Source organism: Pseudogulbenkiania sp. MAI-1 (assembly GCF_000527175.1).
In the GTDB taxonomy this organism is placed as follows: domain Bacteria; phylum Pseudomonadota; class Gammaproteobacteria; order Burkholderiales; family Chromobacteriaceae; genus Pseudogulbenkiania.
Map to the genome: position 1 here is coordinate 1,872,728 of NZ_AZUR01000001.1, position 24,066 is coordinate 1,896,793.

General features: G+C 63.1%; 25 protein-coding genes, 1 tRNA gene and 1 pseudogene. 15 read left to right on the top strand and 12 right to left on the bottom strand.

The window, feature by feature from the left end:
* Positions 1 to 13 precede the first annotated feature (13 nt).
* Positions 14 to 1,222, top strand: coding sequence for an efflux RND transporter periplasmic adaptor subunit (locus tag PSEMAI1_RS0108735; protein ID WP_024302504.1), 1,209 nt, complete (start codon positions 14 to 16; stop codon positions 1,220 to 1,222).
* A gap of 41 nt (positions 1,223 to 1,263) precedes the next feature.
* Here the strand turns inward: PSEMAI1_RS0108735 and PSEMAI1_RS0108740 are convergent.
* Positions 1,264 to 1,348: transfer RNA gene (locus PSEMAI1_RS0108740), tRNA-Tyr, on the bottom strand.
* Positions 1,349 to 1,574: 226 nt separating this feature from the next.
* Here PSEMAI1_RS0108740 and PSEMAI1_RS0108745 point away from each other — a divergent pair.
* Positions 1,575 to 2,171 carry a YSC84-related protein gene (locus tag PSEMAI1_RS0108745; RefSeq protein ID WP_024302505.1) on the top strand — a complete coding sequence of 199 codons (597 nt, stop codon included), beginning with the start codon at positions 1,575 to 1,577 and terminating at the stop codon, positions 2,169 to 2,171.
* A gap of 85 nt (positions 2,172 to 2,256) precedes the next feature.
* On the opposite strand, the gene PSEMAI1_RS0108750 is transcribed toward PSEMAI1_RS0108745, so the two are convergent.
* Positions 2,257 to 2,574, bottom strand: a complete 318-nt coding sequence (locus tag PSEMAI1_RS0108750) for a zf-TFIIB domain-containing protein (protein WP_024302506.1) — start codon at positions 2,572 to 2,574, stop codon at positions 2,257 to 2,259.
* Positions 2,575 to 2,799: 225 nt separating this feature from the next.
* Between PSEMAI1_RS0108750 and PSEMAI1_RS0108755 the strand changes: the two genes are divergently transcribed.
* The 8 genes and pseudogenes from PSEMAI1_RS0108755 to PSEMAI1_RS0108785 all read left to right on the top strand — a co-directional run bounded on the left by PSEMAI1_RS0108755 (position 2,800) and on the right by PSEMAI1_RS0108785 (position 7,406).
* A complete protein-coding gene (locus PSEMAI1_RS0108755; RefSeq protein ID WP_024302507.1) occupies positions 2,800 to 3,009 on the top strand; it encodes a hypothetical protein in 210 nt (69 codons plus the stop codon).
* 15 nt (positions 3,010 to 3,024) lie between these two features.
* A complete protein-coding gene (locus tag PSEMAI1_RS0108760; RefSeq protein ID WP_036986246.1) occupies positions 3,025 to 3,243 on the top strand; it encodes a hypothetical protein in 219 nt (72 codons plus the stop codon).
* Positions 3,244 to 3,265: 22 nt separating this feature from the next.
* Entirely contained in the window at positions 3,266 to 3,511 is a 246-nt protein-coding gene (locus PSEMAI1_RS0108765; RefSeq protein WP_024302509.1) for a DUF2933 domain-containing protein, read from the top strand.
* Positions 3,508 to 3,651: pseudogene (locus tag PSEMAI1_RS22480) on the top strand (isoprenylcysteine carboxylmethyltransferase family protein); the annotation flags it as partial. The gene PSEMAI1_RS0108765 and the pseudogene PSEMAI1_RS22480, both read left to right, overlap by 4 nt.
* A gap of 151 nt (positions 3,652 to 3,802) precedes the next feature.
* Positions 3,803 to 4,429 (top strand): LemA family protein, encoded by a 627-nt coding sequence (locus tag PSEMAI1_RS0108770; protein ID WP_024302510.1) that lies wholly within the window; start codon positions 3,803 to 3,805, stop codon positions 4,427 to 4,429.
* Entirely contained in the window at positions 4,429 to 5,292 is an 864-nt protein-coding gene (locus tag PSEMAI1_RS0108775) for a YgcG family protein (protein WP_024302511.1), read from the top strand. Before PSEMAI1_RS0108770 ends, PSEMAI1_RS0108775 begins: the two co-directional genes overlap by 1 nt.
* A 2-nt stretch (positions 5,293 to 5,294) precedes the next feature.
* Positions 5,295 to 5,792, top strand: a complete 498-nt coding sequence (locus PSEMAI1_RS0108780) for a TPM domain-containing protein (RefSeq protein WP_024302512.1) — start codon at positions 5,295 to 5,297, stop codon at positions 5,790 to 5,792.
* 225 nt (positions 5,793 to 6,017) lie between these two features.
* Positions 6,018 to 7,406: a sodium-dependent transporter gene (locus PSEMAI1_RS0108785; RefSeq protein WP_024302513.1), complete on the top strand. Its 1,389-nt coding sequence runs from the start codon at positions 6,018 to 6,020 to the stop codon at positions 7,404 to 7,406.
* 44 nt (positions 7,407 to 7,450) lie between these two features.
* On the opposite strand, the gene PSEMAI1_RS0108790 is transcribed toward PSEMAI1_RS0108785, so the two are convergent.
* Positions 7,451 to 8,512 carry a L,D-transpeptidase family protein gene (locus PSEMAI1_RS0108790; RefSeq protein ID WP_024302514.1) on the bottom strand — a complete coding sequence of 354 codons (1,062 nt, stop codon included), beginning with the start codon at positions 8,510 to 8,512 and terminating at the stop codon, positions 7,451 to 7,453.
* Here PSEMAI1_RS0108790 and PSEMAI1_RS0108795 point away from each other — a divergent pair.
* Complete coding sequence (locus PSEMAI1_RS0108795; protein ID WP_024302515.1) at positions 8,507 to 9,064, top strand: L,D-transpeptidase; 558 nt, start codon at positions 8,507 to 8,509, stop codon at positions 9,062 to 9,064. The genes PSEMAI1_RS0108790 and PSEMAI1_RS0108795 overlap by 6 nt on opposite strands.
* 28 nt (positions 9,065 to 9,092) lie before the next feature.
* On the opposite strand, the gene PSEMAI1_RS0108800 is transcribed toward PSEMAI1_RS0108795, so the two are convergent.
* From PSEMAI1_RS0108800 to nosP, 6 genes are all read right to left on the bottom strand, one after another.
* Positions 9,093 to 9,431 (bottom strand): Lpp/OprI family alanine-zipper lipoprotein, encoded by a 339-nt coding sequence (locus PSEMAI1_RS0108800; protein ID WP_024302516.1) that lies wholly within the window; start codon positions 9,429 to 9,431, stop codon positions 9,093 to 9,095.
* A gap of 390 nt (positions 9,432 to 9,821) precedes the next feature.
* Positions 9,822 to 11,543, bottom strand: coding sequence for a DNA polymerase/3'-5' exonuclease PolX (gene polX / locus PSEMAI1_RS0108805; protein WP_024302517.1), 1,722 nt, complete (start codon positions 11,541 to 11,543; stop codon positions 9,822 to 9,824).
* A 13-nt stretch (positions 11,544 to 11,556) separates the two neighbouring features.
* Positions 11,557 to 12,090: an HPF/RaiA family ribosome-associated protein gene (locus tag PSEMAI1_RS0108810; RefSeq protein WP_232219871.1), complete on the bottom strand. Its 534-nt coding sequence runs from the start codon at positions 12,088 to 12,090 to the stop codon at positions 11,557 to 11,559.
* Positions 12,091 to 12,147: 57 nt separating this feature from the next.
* The gene (locus PSEMAI1_RS0108815; RefSeq protein WP_036986249.1) at positions 12,148 to 12,687 is read right to left on the bottom strand and encodes a hypothetical protein; all 540 of its coding nucleotides are present in this window, start codon (positions 12,685 to 12,687) and stop codon (positions 12,148 to 12,150) included.
* Between the two features lie 267 nt (positions 12,688 to 12,954).
* A complete protein-coding gene (locus PSEMAI1_RS0108820; RefSeq protein ID WP_232219872.1) occupies positions 12,955 to 13,962 on the bottom strand; it encodes a sensor histidine kinase in 1,008 nt (335 codons plus the stop codon).
* A 109-nt stretch (positions 13,963 to 14,071) separates the two neighbouring features.
* Positions 14,072 to 15,289 carry a nitric oxide-sensing protein NosP gene (nosP, locus tag PSEMAI1_RS0108825; protein WP_369793187.1) on the bottom strand — a complete coding sequence of 406 codons (1,218 nt, stop codon included), beginning with the start codon at positions 15,287 to 15,289 and terminating at the stop codon, positions 14,072 to 14,074.
* A gap of 657 nt (positions 15,290 to 15,946) precedes the next feature.
* Between nosP and PSEMAI1_RS0108830 the strand changes: the two genes are divergently transcribed.
* On the top strand, positions 15,947 to 17,581 hold the full coding sequence (locus PSEMAI1_RS0108830; protein WP_029770574.1) for an APC family permease: 1,635 nt from the start codon (positions 15,947 to 15,949) through the stop codon (positions 17,579 to 17,581).
* Between the two features lie 75 nt (positions 17,582 to 17,656).
* Here the strand turns inward: PSEMAI1_RS0108830 and PSEMAI1_RS0108835 are convergent, their stop codons facing one another.
* Entirely contained in the window at positions 17,657 to 18,457 is an 801-nt protein-coding gene (locus PSEMAI1_RS0108835) for an ABC transporter substrate-binding protein (protein WP_024302523.1), read from the bottom strand.
* 392 nt (positions 18,458 to 18,849) lie between these two features.
* Between PSEMAI1_RS0108835 and PSEMAI1_RS0108840 the strand changes: the two genes are divergently transcribed.
* Positions 18,850 to 19,470, top strand: a complete 621-nt coding sequence (locus PSEMAI1_RS0108840; RefSeq protein ID WP_024302524.1) for a hypothetical protein — start codon at positions 18,850 to 18,852, stop codon at positions 19,468 to 19,470.
* A gap of 103 nt (positions 19,471 to 19,573) precedes the next feature.
* Here the strand turns inward: PSEMAI1_RS0108840 and PSEMAI1_RS0108845 are convergent, their stop codons facing one another.
* Together PSEMAI1_RS0108845 and PSEMAI1_RS0108850 are read right to left on the bottom strand one after the other, a co-directional pair.
* A complete protein-coding gene (locus tag PSEMAI1_RS0108845) occupies positions 19,574 to 20,647 on the bottom strand; it encodes an RNA methyltransferase (RefSeq protein ID WP_024302525.1) in 1,074 nt (357 codons plus the stop codon).
* A 23-nt stretch (positions 20,648 to 20,670) separates the two neighbouring features.
* Positions 20,671 to 21,006 carry a hypothetical protein gene (locus tag PSEMAI1_RS0108850; RefSeq protein WP_024302526.1) on the bottom strand — a complete coding sequence of 112 codons (336 nt, stop codon included), beginning with the start codon at positions 21,004 to 21,006 and terminating at the stop codon, positions 20,671 to 20,673.
* Positions 21,007 to 21,323: 317 nt separating this feature from the next.
* Here PSEMAI1_RS0108850 and PSEMAI1_RS0108855 point away from each other — a divergent pair, with 317 nt between their 5' ends.
* Together PSEMAI1_RS0108855 and aldA are read left to right on the top strand one after the other, a co-directional pair.
* Positions 21,324 to 22,241: an ABC transporter substrate-binding protein gene (locus PSEMAI1_RS0108855; protein ID WP_024302527.1), complete on the top strand. Its 918-nt coding sequence runs from the start codon at positions 21,324 to 21,326 to the stop codon at positions 22,239 to 22,241.
* A 313-nt stretch (positions 22,242 to 22,554) separates the two neighbouring features.
* Positions 22,555 to 24,012, top strand: a complete 1,458-nt coding sequence (gene aldA / locus PSEMAI1_RS0108860) for an aldehyde dehydrogenase (protein ID WP_198019595.1) — start codon at positions 22,555 to 22,557, stop codon at positions 24,010 to 24,012.
* The last annotated feature ends 54 nt before the right edge of the window (positions 24,013 to 24,066 follow it).

Sequence of the window (24,066 nt, forward strand, 5' to 3'; positions counted from 1 at the left end):
TTCAGGAAGCCTCATGCGACCACGTGCGCGTATCGGCATCGTCCTCCTGGCTCTCGCCGTCGCCGGCGGGCTGGCGCTGGGATTTTTTCCGCAAGCGGTGACTGTGGACACGGTCGCGGTCGGCCGGGGGCCGCTGGCCGTCACGGTGGAGGAAGAGGGCAAGACACGGGTGATCGACCGTTACGTCGTGTCGGCCCCGGTGACCGGCTACGTCCGCCGCATCGACCTGCGCGTGGGGGATGCGGTGAGACAGGGCCAGGTGCTGGCCGTGATCGAGCCCGCCCGTTCCGAGGCGCTCGACCCGCGCAGCCGTGCCCAGGCCGCCGCCCGGGTGCGGGCAGCAGAGGCGGCTCAGGGCGTGGCGCAAGAAAACGCCCAGGCCGCCCGTGCCCAGGCGCAACTGGCGCGCCAGGAACTGACGCGGGCCCAATCCCTGCGCAAGTCGAATTTCATCTCCGAGCAGGCGCTGGACCAGGCGCGCGCCGAAGTCAGCCGCTCCGAAGCGGTGCTGCTCGCGGCCGAGCATGCCGTCAGGGTGGCGCGCTTCGATCTGGACGTGGCGCGAGCGGCATTGGCAGAGGCCGGTCGCCTGCAGGCCGGAGCCCAGGGTGAAACGATACGAGTGCTCGCTCCACAGCCGGCGCGCGTCCTCAAGGTGACGCACGAGAGCGAAGGGCCGGTGCAGGCCGGCCAGACGCTGATCGAGATCGGCGATCCGGAACGGCTGGAAGTCGAGGTGGAAGTATTGTCCACCCAGGCGGTGAGCATCGCCCCGACTACCAAGGTGCTGTTCAGCCGCTGGGGCGGCGGCACCACGCTGCAAGGCGCGGTGCGCGTGATCGAGCCGGCCGGCTTCACCAAGGTGTCCGCGCTCGGTGTCGAAGAACAGCGCGTGCGCGTGATCGTGGATTTCACTTCCCCGCGCGAGGAATGGCGGCGGCTTGGCGACGGCTATCGCGTCGAGGCGCGTTTCGTGGTGTGGGAGGGCTCGGACGTCATGCAGATTCCGGCCAGCGCGCTGTTCCGCCAAGGCAGCGGCTGGGCCGTGTTCGTCGTACGGGACGGCCGCGCCCGGCTCAAGACGGTGCAGGTCGGCCAGCGCGCCGGCCTCGCCGTGCAGATCACCTCCGGGCTGGCGGTGGGCGAGCAAGTCATCAGCCATCCGGACGACAAGATCGATGATGGGGTGAGGGTCAAGCCCGCCACTACAACGGCGGAATGAAAAAAAGCCCGGAACAAACGTCCGGGCTTTTTATCGAATCTTGGTGGAGGGAGAAGGATTCGAACCTTCGAAGGCAGAGCCGTCAGATTTACAGTCTGATCCCTTTGACCGCTCGGGAATCCCTCCAGAAGAGGCGCGAATGATAAAGGCTCCCGTTCCCGGCGTCAATGCGTTGCACTTGAATTTTTCCATCCACCATCGTTGCCGTACTGCTCAAGGTCATCCGTGGGCGGCTGTGTCGTCCACGGTCGCGGCAGGCGGGGCCGGACTCACCTGAACCCCGACTTCCGACTGCCTCTCGCCGGTGGAATACGGTTCGCCGGTACTTCCTCAAGACCATCAGGAGGACGATATGCAAACCAAACAGTTATGCATTGGATTAGTCGCAGCATTATCGGTGCTGGCCAGTGGCTGCACCACAACGACAGACAAGATGGGCAAGGCCTCCACGGCCCAGCCCTCGGCCAGCGCGGCCAGCGAGAAGCGCGAGATCGACGCCGGTTACGACGCCACGCTGGAGCGTCTCTATCGTAATTCCCCCAGCGCACGGCCCCTGGTGGCGAAAGCCCAGGGTGTGCTGATCTTTCCTTCCGTCATCGCGGCCGGCCTGGTCGTGGGCGGGGAATACGGCAAGGGCGCGCTGAGGGTCGGTGGCAAGACGGAAGGCTACTACCAGACGGCGAGCGCCTCGTTCGGCTGGCAGATCGGAGCCCAGTCCAAGGCCATCATCTTCCTTTTCATGACCCAGGACTCGCTCGACAAATTCCGCTCCGGCTCGGGCTGGACGGTGGGGGCCGACGCCTCGGTGGCGCTGCTGAAAATCGGCGCCAACGGTGAAATCGACTTGAACACGGCGCGGCAGCCTGTCATCGGCTTCGCCCTGACCAATAGCGGGTTGATGGCGAACCTGACGCTGGAAGGCACCAAGGTCTCCAAGCTGAATCTGTAGCGCCATTACGGTCATGAAAACCGAAGCCCGGCGGTCATCGCGATTGCCGGGCTTCGTTCCGTTTGAGAAAGGGTTTTCTCGACGCTCAGTCGAACAATTCTTCCCAGAAGCTCTTCTTCCGTTTGTAATGACGGCGCTCGTCGTAGTGGTGACGATCGCCCTCGGTACGGGGCGAATAGCCGTACTGTTCATGGCGCGCCGCGGTATGAGCTTGTTCCTGGCGCGGCGGCGGGGTCATGGCGGCAGGCTGGCCGGCACCGAGGTCGCGCAGCGAATGCTGGATGATCTTGTCCAACTCGCCGCGATCGAGCCATACGCCACGGCATTGCGGGCAATAGTCTATTTCGATTCCCTGACGCTCGCTCATCACCAGCGTCGTGTCCTTGCACACGGGACAATACATGGTTCTTCTCCCTTGGCGGTGGTTGCCGGCGGCCTCCGTGGTGCCGGTCCATAAAAGACCGGCAGGAGCACGGCTTGGTTCCTCAATCTGGGAAGCGAATATGCCAATGGCCGGACTTTCCTGCTGATAGGCTGACGCGGCCCCGCTGATTGACATCGGTCAACTTCCAGCAGCCATGGCTGGCCTATCGTAAGATGAATTAGCTTCAAGACTGGACTTTGGCGGGTGGTCTCGCCCACGCCGTTCGCGGCCCGGACGGTGATCTTTCTCCTCATTGTTCTCATGGTGTGGGCCTTTATCTACAACAGCGTCGGGATTCCCGTCGCCGCCCTGGGTTTCATGCTCCCGATCCTAGCGGCAGCGGCCATGGCGCTCAGTTCGCTGTCGGTGATCGGCAACTCGGCGCTGCTCAAGCGGGCGCGTGTCGGTCCCTGACGGTAGGATGACGAAATGAAGCGAATGGCATACTGGGGCTGCGCCATGGTTTCCGTGGCCTTGGCGGGTGGGGTGTTTTACTTCTACGGCTTCTCGCTCAGGACGCTGGCCATCGCGCTCGTGCTGCTGATCTGCCCGGTGCTCGTGGTGTGGCTCACCTTCTACCTGGCTCAACGCAGCGAGGCCGACATCGATGAGTCGATGCGCCGCCACTCCCGTCACGACGGGCAATGACGCCCATTTTTAGGAGAATGACATGCCTGATCACGAAAACCAGGGCAAGGGGAGAGCCCGCTGGGTGTTCATCGGTTTCGTCCTGGTCGCGGGCTTCTTTTTGTTTACCGAACACCGGGCCCACGTCCTGGGGGTGCTTCCCTATCTGCTCCTGTTGGCCTGCCCGCTGATGCATATCTTCATGCACCACGGCCATGGACATCACCACGATTCGGGCCAACGGTCCGGTGACGATTCGGACCGCCAGCATCACGGAGGCAAGGGATGAATCACGAGCCTTCGGCCTATGGCCTGTGGTCCCTGGTGGTGATCAACTCGCTGGTCTTTATCATCTTCGCGTTCAGCTTCACCAAGCCCAAGACAGCCCGCGACTGGCGCTCTCAGGGCATGTTCTCCGCCTTCATCGTCGATATACGGGCGGCTTGCCCGGCGCGAGGAGCAGGATATGGAGCGGCAGTTCGGGGAGGCTTACCGGCACTACCAAAGCCAGACTCCCGCCTTTCTACCGGCGTGGGGTCACCAACGTCACATTTAGTCAATCGAGTCGAGGGGGGAGTACATGCGCAAGCTATGGATGATGCTGCTCACGCTGGCCGTGCTGAGTCTGTCGGGCTGCGGCTACAACACCTTGCAGTCCAATGACGAACAAATCAAGGCGAGCTGGTCCGAGGTGCTGAACCAGTATCAGCGGCGCGCCGATCTGGTGCCCAACCTGGTGAATACCGTCAAGGGCTATGCCGCGCACGAAAAAGCCGTGCTGGCGCAAGTGACCGAGGCGCGCTCGCGCGTCGGCAGCATCCAGGCCACGCCGGAGCTGCTCAACGATCCGGAGGCGTTCGCCAAGTTCCAGGCGGCCCAGGCCCAGTTGAGCGGGGCGCTGTCGCGGCTCCTGGTGGTATCGGAAAACTACCCGCAGCTGAAGGCCGATGCCGGCTTTCGCGACCTGCAGGCCCAGCTGGAAGGGACCGAGAACCGGATCACCGTCGCGCGCAACCGCTACATCAAGGCGGTGCAGGAGTACAACGTCACCGTGCGCAGCTTCCCCTCCAACCTCACCGCCATCGTCTTCGGTTTCAAGGTGAAGCCCAATTTCGCCGTGGAGAACGAACAGGCGATCTCCACCCCGCCACGGGTCGATTTCGGCAGTTCGCCCGCGCCGGCCGCTTCCGCCAGCGGGGGCTCCTGATGGCGGCGTGGCGTGCGATTCGGGGCGCGCTGCTGACCGTTGCTCTGGGGTGGAGCCTGTCCGCCGCCGCCGAACCGGTGGCGGTGCCGCCCCTGAGCGCCCACATCGTCGACCAGACCGCGACCTTGAGCCGCGAGCAGACGGCGACGCTGGAACAGACGCTGCAGGCTTTCGAGGCCAGCAAGGGCAGCCAGCTGGCCGTGCTGATCGTCCCGACGACCGGAGAAGAAACCATCGAGCAATACGGTCTGCGCGTCGTCGAGCAGTGGAAGCTGGGACGCAAGAACGTGGACGACGGGGCGCTGCTGCTGGTGGCCAAGGATGACCGCACCTTGCGTATCGAGGTCGGTTACGGCCTGGAGGGCGCCCTGACCGACGCGACGAGTAAGCGCATCATCAGCGAAATCATCGTCCCCCGTTTCCGGCAGGGCGATTTCTACGGCGGCATCTCGGCCGGCGTCGAGCGCATCATCGGGGTCATCAATGGGGAGCCGCTACCGCCGCCCAAGCGTTCCACGAGTTCCGGCTGGAGCGGCCTCTCGCAGTTCGTGCCGGTCATTTTCGTGCTGGTGTTCGTGGTCGGCGGCCTCTTGCGGCTGCTGCTGGGCCGGCTGCCGGCGGCGGTCCTGACCGGCAGCGGCGTCGCCGTGCTCGCCTGGGTGCTGCTGGGCGCCCTGACAGTGGCGATGCTTGCCGGTCTGATGGCCTTTTTCTTCACCTTGGTCGGTGGCATGGGAGGCCGTGGCGGCTGGCACAGCGGCGGCGGCTGGTCCGGTGGCAGGGGAGGCGGTGGCTTCGGCAGCGGCGGATTCAGCGGTGGCGGCGGCGGTTTTGGCGGCGGCGGAGCCTCGGGCAGGTGGTGACCATGAAACTCAAACGCATCCTTCGGCATCTGGGCATGACCGACTGGCAAGTCCGCCGGCTGTTTAGCCCACATACCCTGCACGCCATCGAGGCCGCCATCAAGGAGGGCGAGCAGAGCCACGCCGGACAGGTCCGCTTCGCGGTGGAGGGCGCCCTGCACACCTCGGCGCTGTTCCGGGACGTCTCCGCCCGGGAACAGGCCATCGAGGTGTTCTCCTTGCTGCGCGTGTGGGACACCGAGCTCAACAACGGCGTGCTCATCTACCTGCTGCTGGCGGACCACGACGTCGAGATCGTGGCCGACAGGGGCATCCACGCCAGGGTCGGCGCCCAGGCGTGGGAGAGCATCTGCCGCGTCATGGAGGCGGCCTTCCGCCAGGGCCGTTACGAGGAGGGCGCACTGGAGGGCATCCGCGCCGTGACCCGCCTGCTGGCGGAGCATTTCCCGGCGGGAGGCCCGCGCGTCAACGAGCTGCCGGATAGGCCCGTGGTGCTGTGAGGGAGGGGCTGCCCCCCATCTTCTTGCCCACGGCTCGTTTTCCCATCCTGAACACGGGCACCCGCCTTGTGGTGTGCTTAGTGCCTCAGGCTTAGCTTCCATTTATTACCAAGGCCGCCTTTTGGCCGATAGCCGGCCCCAGCAAAACTCCGTACACTCTCGCCCGAGCGCCCGTCCCCGCCACAAGCGGGACGGGCTTGTCATTTGGTTCAGGCAGGCTTTTCAATGAAAAATCAGACTCGACACGCGCCTACCGAGGCAGCGGGCAAAACCCGCGATGCGTTCTCCTCCAGTTTCGGCGTGCTGGCCGCCACCCTCGGCTCGGCAGTGGGACTGGGCAATATCTGGAAATTCCCTTACGTGACCGGCGCCAACGGCGGCGCCGGCTTCCTGGTGATCTACCTGTTGGCCACGCTGCTGGTCGGGCTGCCGGTGATGATCTCCGAGATCATGCTGGGCCGTAAGGCCAAGTCGGATGCGGTGACCGCTTTGCGTACGCTGGCGCCAGCGGGGCAGCCATGGTGGCTGATCGGCGCCTTCGGCGTGCTTGCGGCCTTCCTGATCATGGCGTTCTATACCGAGGTGGCGGCGTGGGTGTTCGCCTACGTGTTCAAGGCGCTGCGCGGCGACATCCTCTCCAGTGACCCGGCCGTCACCTCCGCCGCGTTCAAGTCGCTGATTGCCGACCCGGTGCAGTCGCTGCTTTGGCAATGGGGTGTGCTGTTGCTGATCGGCGGCATCCTGCTGCTCGGCGTCGCCAAGGGCATCGAGGCCGTCACCAAGAAACTGATGCCGCTGCTGTTCGTGCTGCTGCTGGTCATCGGTGCGCGCAGCCTGACCTTGCCGGGGGCAACGCAGGGCCTGTCCTTCCTGTTCACCCCGGACTGGTCGAAGATCACCGGCGAAGTGGTGCTGGTCGCCATGGGCCTGGCCTTCTTCAAGCTGTCGATCGGTATGGGCACCATGATCACCTACGGCAGCTACTTCCGTGACGATCAGAACGTGCCGGCCACCACGCTGCGCGTGATGAGTGCCGACCTGTTCGTGTCGATGCTGGCCGGCATCGCCATCTTCCCGGCGGTATTCAGCTTCGGCTTCCAGCCCGGTGCCGGCCCCGCGCTGCTGTTCATCACCATCCCGGCGGTGTTCGCCGGCATGCCGTTCGGCCATGTGTTCATGGTGCTGTTCTTCGTGCTCGCGGCGGTGGCCGCCACCGGCGCCATGCTGTCGTTGCTGGAAGTGCCGGTTTCGGTGATGGCCGGGCGCTTCGGCATCAGCCGCACGCGCGCGACGTTGTTCAACCTGCTGCTCCTGGCGCTGATCGGCTCCACCTGCGCGCTCTCCAACAGCGTGCTCGCCGACGTCAAGCTGTTCGGCATGACCTTTTTCGATCTGTTCGATTACCTGACCTCCAACATCCTGCTGCCGTTGGGCGGCATCTTCATCTGCCTGTTCGTGTCCTGGGTCTGGGGCAAACGCAACATGGCGGAAGCGCTGAGCAATCAGGGAGTGCTGGATAACGGCAAGGTGGTGAGCGGGCTGTACGGGTTGCTGAAACTGGTCACCCCGGTACTGATCCTGCTGGTGATGCTGAAGGGCCTGGGCTTGATCTGAGTCCCGGCCGGACGCGCCGTGCTGCTTAGGGGCGTCTTCGCCGGCTAGGGCAACTCGATATCCTCGCTGGCGGGGAGGCGCGGCAGCAGGGCGTTGTTGGCGTCGATGCCGTACGGCTCGAAATCGTAGCGCTCGACCGGCAGCGTGCGCAGCCAGGCCGTGAGGTCCGGCTCGCTTGGCGACAACGCCACGGGCACCGGTTGCGGCGTCTCGCCCAGCCGTTTTACCCGTGCCTGGTCGATCGCGTCTGCCGGCAGCGGCACGGCGGCGAGCGCCTGGCTGGTGCGCACGGATAGCGGACTCTTGTCGGGGTATTCGCCCACCGGCTCGAACGTCGCCATCACCCAGCGCCCGCGATCGTTGCCGACCAGCGCCGGCTCGTCGATCACCCGTACCGGCGTTCCCACCTTCAGGCGCGGAAAGATCTGTGCCGCATCCTCCGGGTACAGGTGCAGGCAACCGTGGCTGGTGCGCAAGCCCACCCCCCATGGCCGGTTGGTGGCATGGATGAAGATGCCCGGGAAGCCGGTCCGCATCGCCAGCATGCCCATCGGGTTGTCGGGGCCGGGGGGGAAATACTCGGGCAGCTCGACGCCTTCTTCCCGCAAGTGCTCCTCGCGTATGCTCTTGGGCACGAACCAGGCCGGGTCCTTGTACTTGCCGGTGATGCGGGTGGCGCCGAGCGGGGTCGACCAGCCCTCGCGAGCTATACTGATTGGGTAGGTGATGACCTCTTTCGGCGGCTGCCCCTTGCCCGCCTCGGGGAAGTAATACAGCCGTCGTTGCGGGATGTTCAACACGATGCCCTGCCACGGCTTGGGCGGCAGGATGAACTGGCCAGGCACCACCACCGGACCGCGCGGCGTCCACACCGAGACCCCGGGATTGGCACGCACGATTTCCTCGTAGCCGACGTCGTAGCGGCGTGCGATGTCGGGGAGGGTGTTGGCGGTGGACGACGGGTCGACGATCCGCACCTGGCCGACCACGGTCGAGCCGTCCGTAGGCAGCGCGAAGGTGGCGGCGGCTACGGGAGCCGCGCCGGTGGCGGCGAGCGCCAGGCCCAGGGCCAGGCGGGCAAACAGGGTGTTGAGGAAACGATGCATAGGCTTGGGTTGATCCGACGGGCACTGATGTTGCTGTGGCTGGCGCTGTGTGTGCCGGCCTACGCCGATGCCGAGCGCTGGGTCGAGGTCGATACCGCGGCGCGCACCCTGACCGTCTTCGAGGGCGACCGGCCGCTCCAGCGCTTCGACAACATCTCGGTCGGGCGCGGCGGCGTCGCTCCCATCCACTACCATGGCGACGGCAGCACCCCGCTGGGCAGCTACCGCATCATGCGCATCCGCACACCGCACGTATTCAGCAGCTTCTACGAACTCGACTTCCCGCTGCCCGAGCACGCCGAGCAAGCCTTCTCCGACGGCCGCATCGACGCGGCCACGCGGGACGAGATTCTGTTGGCGGCCCAGGCGGGGCGGATGCCACCGCAGCACACCGCGCTTGGCGGCGGTATCGGGATTCATGGCATCGGGCAGGGGAGTTATCGTATTCATCGCGACTTCAACTGGACTAACGGCTGCGTGGCGCTCAGCAACGCGCAACTGCGCCAATTCGCGCAGTGGGTTAGGGTGGGCATGCGGGTGGTCATCCGCTGAGCGCGAACGCCCACCCGCTCGCACGCCTCTACTTCATCATGGTCTTCTTGAACATGCGATCCAGCCGCTGGTTGGCATCGTTGGCGGTCTGGTTCGCCTGATTGGCCGTCTGGTTGGCCTGGTCGGCCTTCTGGGTGGCTTCGGTCGTCGCCGCCATCGCCTTGTCGGCTTTCTGGTTGGCTTGGTCAGCTGTCGCCTGGGCGGCCGCGGCAGCCTTCATCGCCTGATCGGCGGTCTGCTGGGCGCGGGTCACGTCGGCACGCAGTTTGTCGACATCGCCTGAGCTGGCACAGCCGCCCAGCACGAGCAGCGAGGCGCCCAGTAAAGAGGCCAACAGGGAAGCACGAACGGGATGCAATCGGGACATGGTTTTTCTCCTTCACTTCAGATCAGGATCAACGGTGCACCGTCCGCCACGGGGAACGACCGCTTCTGGGCGTCAAGGCACCCTCAGGGGCGAGAACGCCCCACTGCTGGCCAGTCCGCCGGGATTGCCACCCCTCTCACTTCGTCTGCTGGGCTGCCTTGCCGTATCTTCCCGGCCAAGACATGCCGACAGCCATCAAGAACCCCCACGAGCTGGCCCCTTAATTGCTAAGAGGGCGTGTAATTCAGGTTAGTTCAGTGCGGGAGGCTGCGTATTCTGGGAGAAGCGGCCGGCTCGGAGCGCGGCTTGGGGATGTTCTGGTATGCCGGCCACTCTGCAGCCAATCGGGGTCATGGTCGGCCGGTTGGGACCCCTGGCCGTGCCCAGGTGCTAGCGGTGCCGAAGAAAAGCTTTCAGCTCGGCCAATGAACGCGTGTTGAGCACATCGCGCCGCTCCAGCCAGCCGCGCCTTGCCTGATCCACGCCGTAGTCCAGGTAGTGCAGCTCTGTCGCACTGTAGGCATCGGAGTCGACACAGATCAGCACCCCGGCCTCCCTGGCTTCCCGGCAATGCAGGTCGTCAAGGTCCAGCCGGAGCGGCTGGGCGTCGAGTTCCAGCGCACAGCCACATTCGCGGGCATGGCGCAGCACCTTGGCGAAATCGAACTCAAGCGGGGGGCGCTGGCCGATCAGCCGGCCGGTTGGGTGCGCCAGCACATGCACGCGCTGGTCGAGCGCGCGCAGCAGCCGGGTCGTCTGCCTGGCCGGGGGGAGGGCGAAATGCTCGTGGACGGCGGCCACGACGATGTCGAGTCGGTCCAGCAGCGAGGCGGGAAGGTCGAGCTGCCCGTCTTCCTGAATGTCGACCTCCACTCCCTTGAGCAAGGTCACGCCCAGGCTGCCGTCGGCCTGGAGCCGGTCGATCTCATCCAGTTGTGCCAGCAGGCGGTCCTCGTCCAGCCCCTTGGCGGTGTGCAAAGACCGCGAATGATCGGTGATGGCCAGATAGTCCAGTCCCAGTGCGCGGGCCGCGCGAGCCATTTCCTCGATGCTGTTCTGGCCGTCGCCGGCCTTGGTATGGACATGCAGATCGCCACGCAGGTCTTGTCGGGTCAGCAGTATCGGTAGCTGGTCGTCGCGTGCGGCTTCGATTTCCCCGCGTGCCTCGCGCAATTCCGGGGCGATGAAGGGCAACTGGAGCGTGGCGTAGACCGAGGCCTCGGTTTCGCCCGCGATGCGTTCGTCGTTACGATAGACCCCATATTCGTTGATTTTGAGCCCACGCGACTGGGCCATCTGGCGCAACACGATATTGTGCGCCTTGCTGCCGGTGAAGTAGAGCAGGGCCGCGCCAAAGCTTTCTTCCGGCACCACGCGCAAATCCACTTGCAAGCCACTGCGCAGGCGCACGCTGGCCTTGGTCGTCCCTTGTGCCAACACCTCGTCGACGTCTTCGTAGGCGGTGAAGGCAAAAGGCACCTCGTATCCCGGCGCCGCCACCACCAGTATGTCGATATCGCCCACCGTGTCGCGGCGGCGCCGGTAGCTCCCCGCCACCTCCACCCGCCGCGCCCCCGGCACGCGGCGCAGATAATCGAGCAGGCTATCGACCGAAGGACGCACACCGGCGCGCGCCTGGCGGGCGTTGCGGTCCAGGTGGCGGGACAGTGCCTGCAGGATCTCCTTCTCCAGTTTGGGGCCGAAGCCCGGCAAGTTGCGGACCAGCCCCTGTTCCGCGGCGCGCTGGAGGTCGGCGGGAGAGGAGATCGCCAGTTCGTGGTACAAGGTGCGCACCCGCTTCGGGCCAAGGCCAGGTATCGCCAGCAGATAGGTGAGCGCTGGCGATACCTCGCCGCGAAGCCGGGTCAGCAGGGGGCACGTGCCGGTGTGGGCAATCTCCACGATTTTGGCCTGCAGATCCTCGCCGATGCCGGGCAGTTTGGGCAAAGGGCGTCCCTGTTCGACCAGCTCGGCCAGTTCCTGCCCGTATTCGCCCAAGGTGCGGGCCGCGTTGCGGTAGGCTCGGATACGGAACGGGTTCTCGTCTTCTACTTCGAGGAGATCGGCGATTTCCTGAAATACCTCGCTGAGCTGGACGTTGTGCAGCGGCATGGCGCGTCATCCCTCAGCCAAGGTGGTTGCGCTGCTTGCCCGTGCTGACCCGCTTGGCCTGCCATCCCTCCTGCGCCGCCTCGGCAAGAAACTTCACTTGCATGCCCTCGGTCAGCCTGTCGAACGACAGATCGACCAGGTTTTCGGAAGAAAAATAGTAGTCGTTGCCGTCATCGCCCTCGATGAAGCCGAAGCCATCGAGCAGGCGCGCCACCGTGCCGCGCGTGGGCTCGGCATGCTGTTTGGTCTGACCGCGACGGATGTGGGTGTGGTCCTCCAGAATGCGCTTGGCGGCGTCGAAGGCGTCGCGCAAGGCGACGTAGACATCCTCGTGGTTCTGCCGGTTGCTGACGACCTCGGTGCCGGGCGCGGTCACGTCGATTTGTACGAAGTAATGCTCTCCTTGGTTCGAGTGGCGATGGGGCAAGCCGACGGTGACCGTGCAACTGATCAGGCGCGGGAAAAACTGTTCCAGCTTCTCGGCTTTCTGGTGAATGTGGGTGGACAGGGCTTCCGATTCGGGAAGGTTTTCATATTTGATTTGCAACAGGCATCGCATGGTTGCTCACCTCCGGTGTCGTGTGGAGCCACACAGGGCGATTGATCAAGGCAGCCGGTAATCCAGCGGCCAGTACTCTTGCACGTAGTCAAGAATGTTCATGTCGGCGTTGGGAGAAATATGCTCCCAGGGATGGCCGGCGCTATCGAGCCGGTTCAGGCGCTTGTGCTTGATGTTGACGCCGCGTACCGGCAAACCCTGGTCACGGTAGTATTGGATGTCTTCTTCGTGGCCTGGCGTTTCCAGGTAAAACAGCCACTCTTCGGCAAAGTTGGATTGCATGGCCTCCAGCGCGCGGCAAACCTCGTCATCGATGGAAATGGCTTCTTGCAGCTTGGGATGCGCATGAGCGTAGTCATACACCCAGCCGCCGTAGAGATCGCCACCCTTGGTGGCCAGGAAACGCTGGGGCTGAGCCGTGAAGAAATCTTCCAGCATGAAGAAAGCGGTATGGAAATGCTCGCCCCTCGCTCCCGTCCACCAGCCGAAGACGTCTCTTTCCGATGTCGCATAGACCATGGCGCACAGCAGCCCCCGCCCCTTGGGGGAAAACGCAAGATAGGTCTGAGGTTCGTTCAGTTTCATCCCATTACCTCGCTTCTCCGCTCCTCTTCGGCCGTCGCCCGACGGCCGTCCTGGACGATGGCTTTGCCGGCGCCTGGGGTGCTGCCGGCAGGGGGGCTCGGCCTTGCTGGCCTGGCCCCCGCGCCATTCTGTAGTGTTTAACTCTATTTTTAGTTTAGCTTTCAAATGTGAGAGAGCGAGCAGGACGGTTCGACGAGTGCGGCTGTCTGTCCGGGCCGGCGGACACCGGTTCATCTCGGCCGCCACCAGCCCGGCCTGGCGCTCACTTCAATGCGATGCCAAAGGGGCGGTCAGCGGCAACGAGAGATCGAAGCGCGTACCCTGTCCCGGAGTGCTCGACAAGCTGATGCTGCCGCCCAGCACGGAGGTGGCCATGTTGTAGACGATATACAAGCCAAGCCCGCTGCTGCCTTTGCCAAGCTTGGTGGTGAAAAAGGGATCGAAAGCGCGCTTGGCAACGGCCTCACTCATCCCTTGGCCGTTGTCCGAATAGCTGAGGGTGGCGTGATCGGCGTTGGTTTTTGCCTCGATACGGATCGTTCCCGAGTCAATGCCTTCGAAGCCATGCAGCAACGAGTTGGTGATGAAGTTGGTAATGATCTGCTCGATCGGCCCCGGGTAGCTGTCGAGCATGATGCCGGGCGCCACCGCCACTTCCAGACGATGCGCGGTGTGCTTGAGCTTGGGATGCAGGGTGGTCAGCACCTCGTCGATGGCTTGGCGCAGATCGAAGCGGCGGCGCTGCACGCTGGTCTGGTCCACAGCCACCTGCTTGAACGTGCCGATCAGGTTGGCGGCGCGCTGCAGGTTTTTATCCAGCAAGATACCCGCTTCGCGGCACTGGGCGAGAACATCGAGCAGCGTCTGCTTGCGCAGTGTGCCGGTATCGACTTGCGCCAGGAGGTTGTCGACCATCGCCTTGAGCGATGACGATACCGTCACCGCAATGCCCAGCGGCGTGTTCAGCTCGTGGGCGACACCGGCTACCAGGCTGCCGAGCGAGGCCAGTTTTTCGGTCTGGACCAGTTGATTCATCGCCTGTTCCAGTTTGGCGATGAGGATCTTCTGCTCTTCCTTTTCATGCTCCAGCGCTTCGTACGCCTTCTTGCGTTGCTCGATCTCGCGCTGCATCTGTTCCTGGGCGCGGTGCAGGGCTCGGTTGATCTTCTCGTTCTCGCGCAGTGCCGCCTCCAGTTCCTTGGTGCGATCGTGCACCTGGTCCTCGAGCATCACGGCCGTCTGGAACAGGCCGAAATCGGAGCCCTGGGTGCTCATTCCCCGTTCCGCCCGGTTCATCAGGGCCGTGACGACCTTGTTGAGGCGGGTGATTTCCGCCCGGAGCGCATTTTCGTCGCTTAGATCCCGGGGATCTCGGGGAGATGTGTCAGATGCCATAACCTTCTCGAGGGTAACCCAGGGCGATGCCGGTCAGCGTTTGGTTGACGTGCACCCCGTGATACTGCTCGCCATAGGTACTGAAGCCGACCACCCGGCTCTTGCGCAGGAGTTCCGCCACCGCTTCCTTCGCCCCGCTTTGGGTCATCTCCAGATTGCGCAGGATGCAATCACAGGCGATGGCCAACTGGAACGGGCCGATTTCGGTACGGATCGTGTCGAAGGTACGTTCGAGATTGCCTAGCAGGTCGACACCGCGCACGACACGCAAGACCAGGCCTTCGTCGATGGCGCAGAAAAACGTCAGGCTGCCATCCGGGTTGGCCCGCTGGATCGAGCGGACGTAGTCGGTGCCGTCGATGGTTACCACCACCGGCGAGGCGGCAAACCGCATCGGGTTAAGATCCCCCACGTCTGCACCGACGACCCGGGCGTACTCCTCGGCGGCCGGTAGACCGTTGATTTCCTTGACGATGCGCCGGCTTGCGTCGGCTTCGGTCACGACCAGCCGCTCTTCCTCGCTGACGAAGTGCTGGGTCTTGAATATTTTGAATGGCAGGCTGGTGCTGACCAGCAACAGGACCGCGCTGTCCGGATGAAAGGCCCCGTCGTGAAATACCCAGGTGCGCGTCAGCTTGAGGTTGTCGCCGGCTGACCCGCCGAAAAGCGTGATATTGCCCAGTGAATCCTGCAGGGCGCGCGCCACCGGTTCCTCGCGGCGCGACAAGCCGTCGATGAGCAGGAACGAGAAGCTGTTGTCCGGCCCGGCGGTCGGCACGCGCTCTTCCAGTTGCTGCAGAAGCGCCTGCACGAACGCTTCACCTTCACTGATCTTGAAATGCTGCAGATCACCGATACGGCCAGCCACCGCCGTGCAGGTATCGGCGGGAAAGCTGGCGCCGGTCAGCCCCAGATCGTAGTAGCCAAGGGGGCCGATCTCCCCGGCAGAGGTGCATCCCACCACCGTCACGCCTTGAAACAGCTTCGTCATTTCATCCGCCAGCGCATCGAGGTCGTAATCGCTGGAGCAGAAAAAGACGACAAAAGCCATCTTGGGCTGGCACACCCCAGCGTAGAACTCTCTCGCTGCGGCACGAGCTTCCGCTTCACACGATTGTGCGGTGCGGATGGTGCTTTGAGTACTCACACACTTGCCCTTTGTTAAGTCACGTCGGCTCGGGCCGCGCTCGCCGGGATGGCAGGGCACGACAAGAGCCCGCGCTTGGCGATCGGGGACGTCCTACCCATAGCAAAGCGTTCAGCCAGGCGACTGGCGATCACCGCGCACGAGGGAACACTCCCATATTCTTCTTATGCTTGAAACTCAAATAAGAGCGTCGCACTGTCAAGAGAATTGTAGCTCTCAGCTGAGTATGAGTCGCAATTTTCTTCCCCGGAAGAGCAGGGAGAGCGGGTCGACGAATGCCCGGCCCAATGGCGGGGCGCGGCGGCGGGCTCGCCAAGCGTCGAGACGAGATGGCGTTTGAGCCGCCCCCTTGGCTGAGTTAGGCTGCGTCTTGGCCTGCTCGGCCTTTCACGACAGCTTCCTTAATCAAGGAAGCAGGGTGGCACTGCCCGCGATGACGCAATTTGGCCAGTAAGGTACCGGTAAGGACAAGAAGGGTTTTGTCGCAGGGCTTACAAAGATAGCGGTGCAAACCAGTGTCCTGCCGACACGGAGCGGATCGCATTGTGCCTCTGCAGCCGAGTCCAAGTGGCCAGCGGCGTGGTTTGCCTTGACGCGAGTTGGCTGTCGATTGATGAGGGTAGCCAGCTGAATTTCCCTGCATAAAAAAGGACTGCCATACAGGCAGCGAGGGTTGCGCCTGCGCATCGCGGGTGCAGTACCCGTAAGGAGGAGTCTGTGAGTTTGCAAGAAGAAGTGCTGCCTTGCCCCGCAGCCGGTGGTGCCCGTGCGCCCGCGGCCGGGCAACACCAAGAGCTGCATCGCAACCTGACCTGGAAGGATGCCTTCTGGGTCACCAGCGGCGTCCCCGCCGGTGTGCTGTTCACCATCGGCGGCGTCTCCGCCACGATCGGCCAACCGGCGTGGATCATCTGGATTATGGCCATTCTGGTCGGCTTTGTGCAATGTTTCACCTATGCCGAAATCTCCGGCCTCTATCCCCACAAGTCGGGCGGCGCCTCGGTGTACGGCGCGCTCGGCTGGGTGCGCTACAGCAAGTTCGTCGCCCCGGTATCGGTGTGGTGCAACTGGATCGCCTGGTCGCCGATGCTGGCGCTGGGTACCAGCCTCGCCGCGGGCTACATGCTGAGCTGCCTGTTTCCGCCCGACGCGGTCATCAACACCTGGCAGCTGACGCTGTTCGACCTGGGCTTCATCAGCAAGGGGCTGACGCTCAGGATCAACTCGACCTTCATCCTTGGCACCCTTTTCCTGCTGATTACCTTCAAGCTGCAGCACAGCGGCGCCGCGGCGGCCGCCCGCACCCAGCGCATCCTGGGCATCGCCTCGCTGGCCCCCCTGGTGGTGATCGCGCTGGTGCCGCTCTTCACCGGCGACATGCCGTCGACGAATTTCCTGCCGCTGTTGCCGCTGATGCACGACGCCTCGGGCGCGGCGGTGATGGGCAGCTGGAACGCGGCCGGCATCAGTGCCGCGATGGGGGCGATGTTCCTCGCCTGTTGGTCCACTTTCGGCTTCGAGACCGCCGTGTGCTACACCCGCGAGTTCAAGAACCCGCAGCGGGATACCTTCCGGGCGATCGTCTCGTCCGGTCTCTTGTGCCTGTTCATGTTCATCGCCGTACCGCTGGCCTTCCAGGGTGAACTGGGCCTTTCCGGTATGCTGGCCCCCAGCATCGTCGACGGCTCCGGCGTCGGTGCGGCGATGGCGAAGTTCGTCGGCGGCGGCGTGGTGGTGTTCAACGTCATCGTCGTGATGCTGGTGCTGTCGATCCTGCTGATCGTGATGACCTCGATGATGGGCTCGTCGCGCACGCTCTACCAGGCCTCGGTCGACGGCTGGCTGCCCAAGTACCTGTCGCACGTCAACGAGCACGGCGCACCGACGCGCGCGATGTGGACCGACCTGATCTTCAACCTGTTCCTGCTGCTGATGTCGAACTACATGGCGGTGCTGTCGATCTCGAACGTCTGCTACATGATCTTCGTGTTCCTGAACCTGCAGTCGGGCTGGATCCACCGTCTCGACCGCGCTGACTGGCCACGCCCGTACAAGTGTGCCAACTGGCTGCTGGCGCTGGGCGCGCTGTGCGGCTTCCTCGACCTGGTATTCGTCGGCGCCGGCGCCAACTTCCAGGGCGAGAACACGCTGCGCAACGGGCTGATCGCCACCTTCCTGATCGTGCCGGTGTTCATCTACCGCCATTACTGGCAGGACAAGGGCCGCTTTCCGGAATCGATGCGCAAGGACATGGAGCTGCCGCACGCCCGCGCGGGCGTCTTGCCCTACCTCACGCTGCTGCTGGCGGTGGCTGTGGTCTGGATTTCCAACGAGCTGGCTGTCATCGGCTAGCCGGGCCGGGGGTGGCGTCAGAACCGGGTGATCGGCGGCGTGGCGTGCCTGGGAAACCAGGGCAGGCCACAATAGTCACTGGCGCCACCACCAGCTGGTATCGGGCGGCTGGTTGCCGGCAGGCAGTATCGGGTTTTTCAGGTGAATGACATGGCGGGGGTTGGATTTCAGCGAGGCAATCTCTGCGGCGTAATAACTTTCAAACAAGCGGCGGAATGAACCGTCGGCCAAGGCAAGCTTGAGGCCACGCTCAATTCGCCGCGCCAGGCCCGTATTGTTTTTGTTGACCCAAAAGTAAATGGGAAAAGGAAAATAGAGTGCCTTGGTCAGCTCCAGCGCGAGTTGCGGATACGTCGCCTTGCGCTGCTCGAGCTCACGCTTGGCCTCGTTCAAGCCCCGCGGGAAGGCATCGAAGCGTTTAGCCGCCAGCATCGAGAACAAGTTCTCATAACCCATGGACGTTTCTATCTTCAGGCCATTGGCCCTCATCACCGGCACGTCGGCCCACTGATCGTTCAAGCCGAAAGTCAGATTGCGCAACGATCGATCATCCATGCTCTTGATCCGGGCCTGATCCGCCGCACGAATGATGAGAACCCGGAAACCGACTATCCCGCGCGAAATGTCGATCTTGATGGGCAACATCTTGTCCTCGCGCTCCTGATTGGTTCCCAGGGCGATGACGTCGATTTTGCCCGACTGCAGCAAGGCCACGCCCCGGTCCTGGGACACCTCGTCCGGAAACGGCTGCAAGACCGTCTGCTCGGCTGCCTGGGTATGGTCCAGCGCCAGTTTCAGCAATTTCCAACGATATTCGTAGATCGGCCCTACCGGAAAGTAGCGCAGCTGTTGTGCGGCCGCGCATTGCGCGGCCATGCCTAGCGCCAGTAGGAATAAGGCAGCGCGAACTATCCAATATTGTCGGCAATCGCTAGAAGCCATATAAATCCTTATGTTTGCTTATAATTTATGGCAATATTTGATAGTTTTTGTAATCTATAGCAAACCATTTGCATGGACAAGCCTGCCCCTCATATATCACGCCACTGGCGATAGGCAACTGCCGGCGAGCCGATGAAAAAAGGCGGGGTCTCGGTACAGGGGTGGGGTCATGGCGGAATACGCTAAAGGCAAAGCAGCGAGCTTGCCGCAAGGTGGCGGGGTTGACGAGTGGTGCCACCAGCGTGGGGCCGAAGGCGGCAGAGCGTTATCCAGGCTTTGCTGCCAAAATTAGCATGTGACCTTGCTGCTGAGGGGATGGTTTTGTCATGGGCATCGAGTCCAACCGCACCGCCGTCGGCCGCGCTGGTGCCAACCACATCCTGCCCGCCACCTCCAGGACGCGAGGCATGACTGCCGGCGAAGTCGCCATGGCCCGCACGGTGTTCAAGGACGCCATCGACTACGCCAGGGTAAAGATCCATCGGGGTGGGCTCTGCGGCCTGCCGAACTGCTTCGGGAATGCGATGTCCCCGAGAGGAGACATTCATTTCCCGGATTGCGACTATCGGGAGGATTTTTCACAAGAACCCCCCGTCATCAAAATCTGGTTCATTCACGAAATGACCCACGTCTGGCAATACCAGCTGGGGTACCGCCTGGTCTGGAATGCCCTCAAGATCGCGGCAAAAGGCGGCTATAGCGCGGGAGCGCCCGCTTACTTTTACGACCTGAAAGGCCAGGACAAAGGCAAAACCCTGTCCCAATTCAACATGGAGCAACAGGGCGAGCTGGTCGCCAACTACTATGCCGCGAAACACCTCCGGGTATTCTGCTATCTCCAGGAGCTGCCAGAATTGGAGCACGCACTGACCGATTTTCTCGACAACCCCCAAGATACCGGCCTATTGCCGACAAGCACCGGTTTCGGAGCCAAGCCGCACGCATGATACCAGCCGTTCCCGAACGCACTTGAACGTCGTGCTTCTTCTCATTCCGCCAGCTTGTCGGCCGGCAATCGCGGGCGTCGCCGTCCGGATTCGTGCCGAATGCTCAAACTGGCGCGGCTGGCGGGTTGGCTTTGCCGGCGCCGGCGCGACGCAACAAGCGGCTGTGGTCGATGAAGTCGGCCGCCCGCGCGCGCAGCTGGCCGCACCCGCCGTCGATGTCCTGTCCGGCCGAATCGCGCACCTTGGTCAGCACGCCGTTGTTGTGCAGGTAGCGCTTCATCGTCTCGATGCGCTCGGCGGACGGGCGCTGGTAGTGGTCGCCCTCCACACTGTTGTACGGGATGATGTTGAGCACGCCGTACTTGCCCTTGAGCAGACGCACCGCAGCGTCCATCTCTTCCTGGCTGTCGTTGATCCCGGCCAGCAGCGTCCACTGGTACTGGATCGGGTAGCCGACGCGCCGGGCATAGGCCTCGCCCAGCTCCACCAGCTCGGCCGGGTCATAGCGCGGCGCACGTGGCAGCAATTGGGCGCGCAGCTCGGCGCGGGTGGTGTGCAGCGACAGGGCCAGCGCCGGCTTGATGCGCTGCTGCGGCAGCCGCTCGAACACGCGTGGATCGCCCACGGTGGACAACACCAGATTCTTGTGGCCGATATTGCCGTCGCTGCCTAAGAGGTCGATCGCGTCCAGCACATTGTCCAGATTGTGCGCCGGCTCACCCATGCCCATGAACACCACCTTCTTCACCGGCCGAATGCGCCGCGCCAGCGCCACCTGCGCCCCGATCTCGGCGCTGCCGAGCTGGCGCAGCAGGCCGCTCTTGCCGGTCATGCAGAAAGTACAGCCCACCGCACAGCCCACCTGGCTGGACACGCACAACCCGTCGCGTGGCAACAGCACGCTCTCCACCATCTGCCCGTCGTTCAGCGCCACCAGCAGCCGCAACGACCCATCCGCCGCCGTGTGCTGCGAGTGAATGCGCGCCAGTCCATCCACCTGCGCCGCGATCGGCGGCAAGCCGTTGCGCACCGACAGCGGAAAATAATCCTCGCTCTTCTGGTGACGGGTGCCGGCATCCAGCGGCAAGCCCTTGAGCCAGGCACGGTTGATGCGGCCGATATGGCAGGGGCGGGCACCGATGGCGGCGAGGGAGTGGTGGAGATCCTGAATACGCATGGGGAGCTTCTAAAACGTTGCGGTTACTGCGCGGCCTTGCCGGCCTCGCTCTGGCAGGCCAAGCCCTTGCCGGCAAAGCCGCCGTACAGCATCAGTTGCCCGGCCACCTTGCGGGACAGCGCAAAGGTGTCGGGCAGGCTGCGCTCGCCCTCGTTCTTCGGCCACACGATCTGGCGCTTCTCATCCATGAAGCCCTGGTAGGTGGCGCCGGCCCGGCTCAGCTCCACTGTCTGCGTCTGGCGGTTGTAGCGGAAGGCCGTTTGGTCGGGGCAACGAAAACGGCCGTGCAGCGGCTCCTGCTGGCAGGCGCACAGCAGGGGCGGCAGCAGCCAACAGGCCAGGCGGAAGAGGGCGTTCATCGGGCAAATCGTTCGTGGTGGTGGGGCGCCACTATAGCACAGCAACAGGCTGGGCTGAGGCGGCGAAGTCCGGCGCTAACCCGCGTCAATAATACGTGCTATTCGCCAGAGACGCGCGGATGTAGTGTCATATTTTATGATGTGCAACATGGCAGATGGCTTGGTTACGCCGGGCAAGCGGTCCGAGACAATCTGCCAGCTCGTTGATATGATCGAACGGGCAAGGCCGCCCGGAAATCGGCGACAAGCTCAGCGCTATCCTGCAGCAGTGATGCAGGCCGAACCCAATAATTTCATAAGACCTGGATGGAGAAGTCATGCGGGGGGGTGTTGGTGTTTTACTATTGGTCTGGAGCCTTTTTTGCTGGGCAGAAGAAATTGTCCGCTATCCAACCCTGCCATCCGGGAAAGACCCCAACGAGAAATACATCCAGGCGATACTGCAACTAGGGCTCCAGAAAAGCGGCAAACCTTACCGGCTAGTGGCCACAAAGCCTGAGATGCTGCAAAGCCGGGCCATACTGGAGGCGCGGAAGCCAGATGGCCTGATCGACGTATTGTGGTCAATGACCACCAGCGAGCGCGAAGCCAAATTACTACCGATTCGTATTCCTATCGACAAGGGGTTACTAGGCTGGCGCGTGGTCCTGACGCGAACAGACCGAGCACACGCCCTGGATGGAATTAAAGACCTTGCTGATTTGCGCCCCTTGTCTGCCTGCCAGGGCCATGACTGGCCGGACACGACGATTTTGCGGTTCAATGGGTTGAACGTAATCACGTCCAGTAGCTACGACACTTTGTTCTCCATGCTGCAGGCCAAGCGATGCGATTTTTTCCCTCGTTCGATCATGGAGGTATGGAACGACCTCGACAATCACTTGGGTAGCCCCTTGGCAGTGGACCACGATATTGTCATCCACTATCCCGCAGCGGCCTACTTCTTTGTTTCTCCACGCCGGCCGCAGTTGGCCAAAGATCTGCAGAATGGCTTGGAAAAGGCAATTTTTGACGGTAGTTTTGAAAGGCTATTCCAGTCTCGACTCGGCCCATTCATCGAGCGCGCTCAACTCCAGAGGCGACGTGTCATTGAGCTTTCGAACCCCCTGTTGGGAGACGGGAGCCTGCCACTGAATCGAGCCGCGCTCTGGTTCAAGCCCGAAGCAACGCATCCCGCCACACGCTCGCCAGGAATGGGTAAAGGCAAGCAGGCAAAAGAGCATGCTGATTGGTAGCGCCAACCAGATGCTTGTGCTCAAAGCAGCAGAACTACCCAAGAGTAAAGACACTGGAGTAGGAGTGGGAGTCATAAGAGCGGGTGCTCAGGACTAGCGTGCAATGGCTGGGCCACGGGCTGGCGCAGTTGCGCCCCAAGTCGTCGGCGCGCGTTAGCTTGGGGCGGGGGCCGTTATAGTGATCCATAAGCTGCTGATCACCAGCTTGAATGCATTCAATAACTCAAATTGACTGCATTGTATTCATATTATGTGTGGCCTTACCCTGCGCTCAGATAGTCAATGTTTGATTGACCAGCGGAGAAGGTTACAGATGGATAGCACAGCACAGCTCGCCGCCATGCGGGTGCGGGAGTACCAAAACTTCATCGGCAACGAGTTCGTTGCGGCGCAAGGCGATATATCGATCCCGGTGTACGACCCGGCCACCGAAACGCTGGTTGGCCAGGTGGCGGCCGCCACTGCCCGGGAGGCGCTGCATGCGGTTGACGTTGCGGCGGAGGCCCAGCAAAGCTGGCGCAAGCTGCCGGCGATCGAGCGCGGCAAGTACCTGCGTAAACTGGCAGACACACTGGTGGCACGCGCCGGGGAGATCGGTCAGGTCCTGGCCATCGAATCGGGCAAGAGCCTGGCCGACGCCACCAGCGAGGCCATCTACGCGGCGGAAATCCTGCGTTACCACGCCGAATGGGCGCGCCGCATCGAAGGCGAAATCATTCCCAGCGACAACCCGTCGGAAAACCTGATGCTGCACCGCGAACCGATCGGCGTGGTGGCCTGCCTGATTCCCTTCAACTATCCGGTTTACACGCTGCTGCGCAAAATCGCGCCGGCGCTGATCACCGGCAACACCGTGGTAGTGCGCCCCAGCAACAACACGCCGCTGTCCGCGTTCGAAATCGCCAAAGCTGTGCAGGAAGTCGGCGTGCCAGCCGGCGTGATCAACATCCTGGCCATGAGCCACGCCACCGCCGAAGCGCTGTGCACCCATCCCAAGGTGGGCATGATCACGCTCACCGGCAGCGTGAGCGCCGGGCGCAAGGTGCTCGAGTACACCAAGGCCAATATCGCCAAATCCTCACTAGAGCTGGGTGGCAAGACCCCGGCCATCATCGAGCCGGACGCCAACCTGGCGCAGGCCGCCAACGACATCATCGGATCCAAGGTAACCAACTGTGGCCAGCTGTGTACGTCGGTGGAGCGCGTGTACGTGCACGAGAGCGTGTACGACCAATTCGTGCAGCTGCTGAAACAGAACATGGGCGCACGCCAATACGGCAACCGCGCCGAGCATCCGGAGCGCATGGGCCCGTTGATCAGCGCGTCGGCACGCGAGCATATCCATCAGATGGTGCTGCGTGCGGTGGTCGAGGGCGCAAAGCTGGAGCTTGGGGGCGTGATGCCGGAGAGCAAAGGCTTCTTCTATCCGCCGACCATGCTGACCGGCTGCCGCCAGGACATGGAGATCGTGCAGGAGGAGGTGTTCGGCCCGGTGCTGTGCGTATTGAAGTACGCCTCACTCGAACAGGCCCTGCAGTTTGCCAATGATCACCAGTTTGGCCTGTCGTCGGTGCTGTACACCGAGAACTACCGCACCGCCATGACGGTGGCTAACAACATCGAAGCGGGTGAGCTGTACATCAACCGCACCCCGGCCGACCCGTACCAAGGCTACCACGCTGGCTGGAAGCGTTCCGGCCTGGGGGGCGATGATGGCAAGCACGGTATGCTGGAGTTCACCCAGACCCGGCTGGTGGTGATGAAGTACTGAACCACAGCGACGGCAACGCCGGATCGGCGCCGATCGCCGCCCCGGGCAACAAAA

Coding starts and splice junctions, on each gene's coding strand:
- PSEMAI1_RS0108750 (WP_024302506.1), bottom strand. CDS start 2,574: ATGTATTGTCCCGTGTGCAAGGACACGACGCTGGTGATGAGCGAGCGT.
- PSEMAI1_RS0108855 (WP_024302527.1), top strand. CDS start 21,324: ATGCGGGGGGGTGTTGGTGTTTTACTATTGGTCTGGAGCCTTTTTTGC.
- PSEMAI1_RS0108780 (WP_024302512.1), top strand. CDS start 5,295: ATGAAACTCAAACGCATCCTTCGGCATCTGGGCATGACCGACTGGCAA.
- PSEMAI1_RS0108840 (WP_024302524.1), top strand. CDS start 18,850: ATGGGCATCGAGTCCAACCGCACCGCCGTCGGCCGCGCTGGTGCCAAC.
- PSEMAI1_RS0108800 (WP_024302516.1), bottom strand. CDS start 9,431: ATGTCCCGATTGCATCCCGTTCGTGCTTCCCTGTTGGCCTCTTTACTG.
- PSEMAI1_RS0108850 (WP_024302526.1), bottom strand. CDS start 21,006: ATGAACGCCCTCTTCCGCCTGGCCTGTTGGCTGCTGCCGCCCCTGCTG.
- PSEMAI1_RS0108835 (WP_024302523.1), bottom strand. CDS start 18,457: ATGGCCGCGCAATGCGCGGCCGCACAACAGCTGCGCTACTTTCCGGTA.
- PSEMAI1_RS0108760 (WP_036986246.1), top strand. CDS start 3,025: ATGAAGCGAATGGCATACTGGGGCTGCGCCATGGTTTCCGTGGCCTTG.
- PSEMAI1_RS0108790 (WP_024302514.1), bottom strand. CDS start 8,512: ATGCATCGTTTCCTCAACACCCTGTTTGCCCGCCTGGCCCTGGGCCTG.
- polX (WP_024302517.1), bottom strand. CDS start 11,543: ATGCCGCTGCACAACGTCCAGCTCAGCGAGGTATTTCAGGAAATCGCC.
- PSEMAI1_RS0108820 (WP_232219872.1), bottom strand. CDS start 13,962: ATGAGCACCCAGGGCTCCGATTTCGGCCTGTTCCAGACGGCCGTGATG.
- PSEMAI1_RS0108775 (WP_024302511.1), top strand. CDS start 4,429: ATGGCGGCGTGGCGTGCGATTCGGGGCGCGCTGCTGACCGTTGCTCTG.
- PSEMAI1_RS0108785 (WP_024302513.1), top strand. CDS start 6,018: ATGAAAAATCAGACTCGACACGCGCCTACCGAGGCAGCGGGCAAAACC.
- PSEMAI1_RS0108795 (WP_024302515.1), top strand. CDS start 8,507: ATGCATAGGCTTGGGTTGATCCGACGGGCACTGATGTTGCTGTGGCTG.
- PSEMAI1_RS0108815 (WP_036986249.1), bottom strand. CDS start 12,687: ATGAAACTGAACGAACCTCAGACCTATCTTGCGTTTTCCCCCAAGGGG.
- aldA (WP_198019595.1), top strand. CDS start 22,555: ATGGATAGCACAGCACAGCTCGCCGCCATGCGGGTGCGGGAGTACCAA.
- PSEMAI1_RS0108745 (WP_024302505.1), top strand. CDS start 1,575: ATGCAAACCAAACAGTTATGCATTGGATTAGTCGCAGCATTATCGGTG.
- PSEMAI1_RS0108735 (WP_024302504.1), top strand. CDS start 14: ATGCGACCACGTGCGCGTATCGGCATCGTCCTCCTGGCTCTCGCCGTC.
- PSEMAI1_RS0108845 (WP_024302525.1), bottom strand. CDS start 20,647: ATGCGTATTCAGGATCTCCACCACTCCCTCGCCGCCATCGGTGCCCGC.
- PSEMAI1_RS0108770 (WP_024302510.1), top strand. CDS start 3,803: ATGCGCAAGCTATGGATGATGCTGCTCACGCTGGCCGTGCTGAGTCTG.
- PSEMAI1_RS0108765 (WP_024302509.1), top strand. CDS start 3,266: ATGCCTGATCACGAAAACCAGGGCAAGGGGAGAGCCCGCTGGGTGTTC.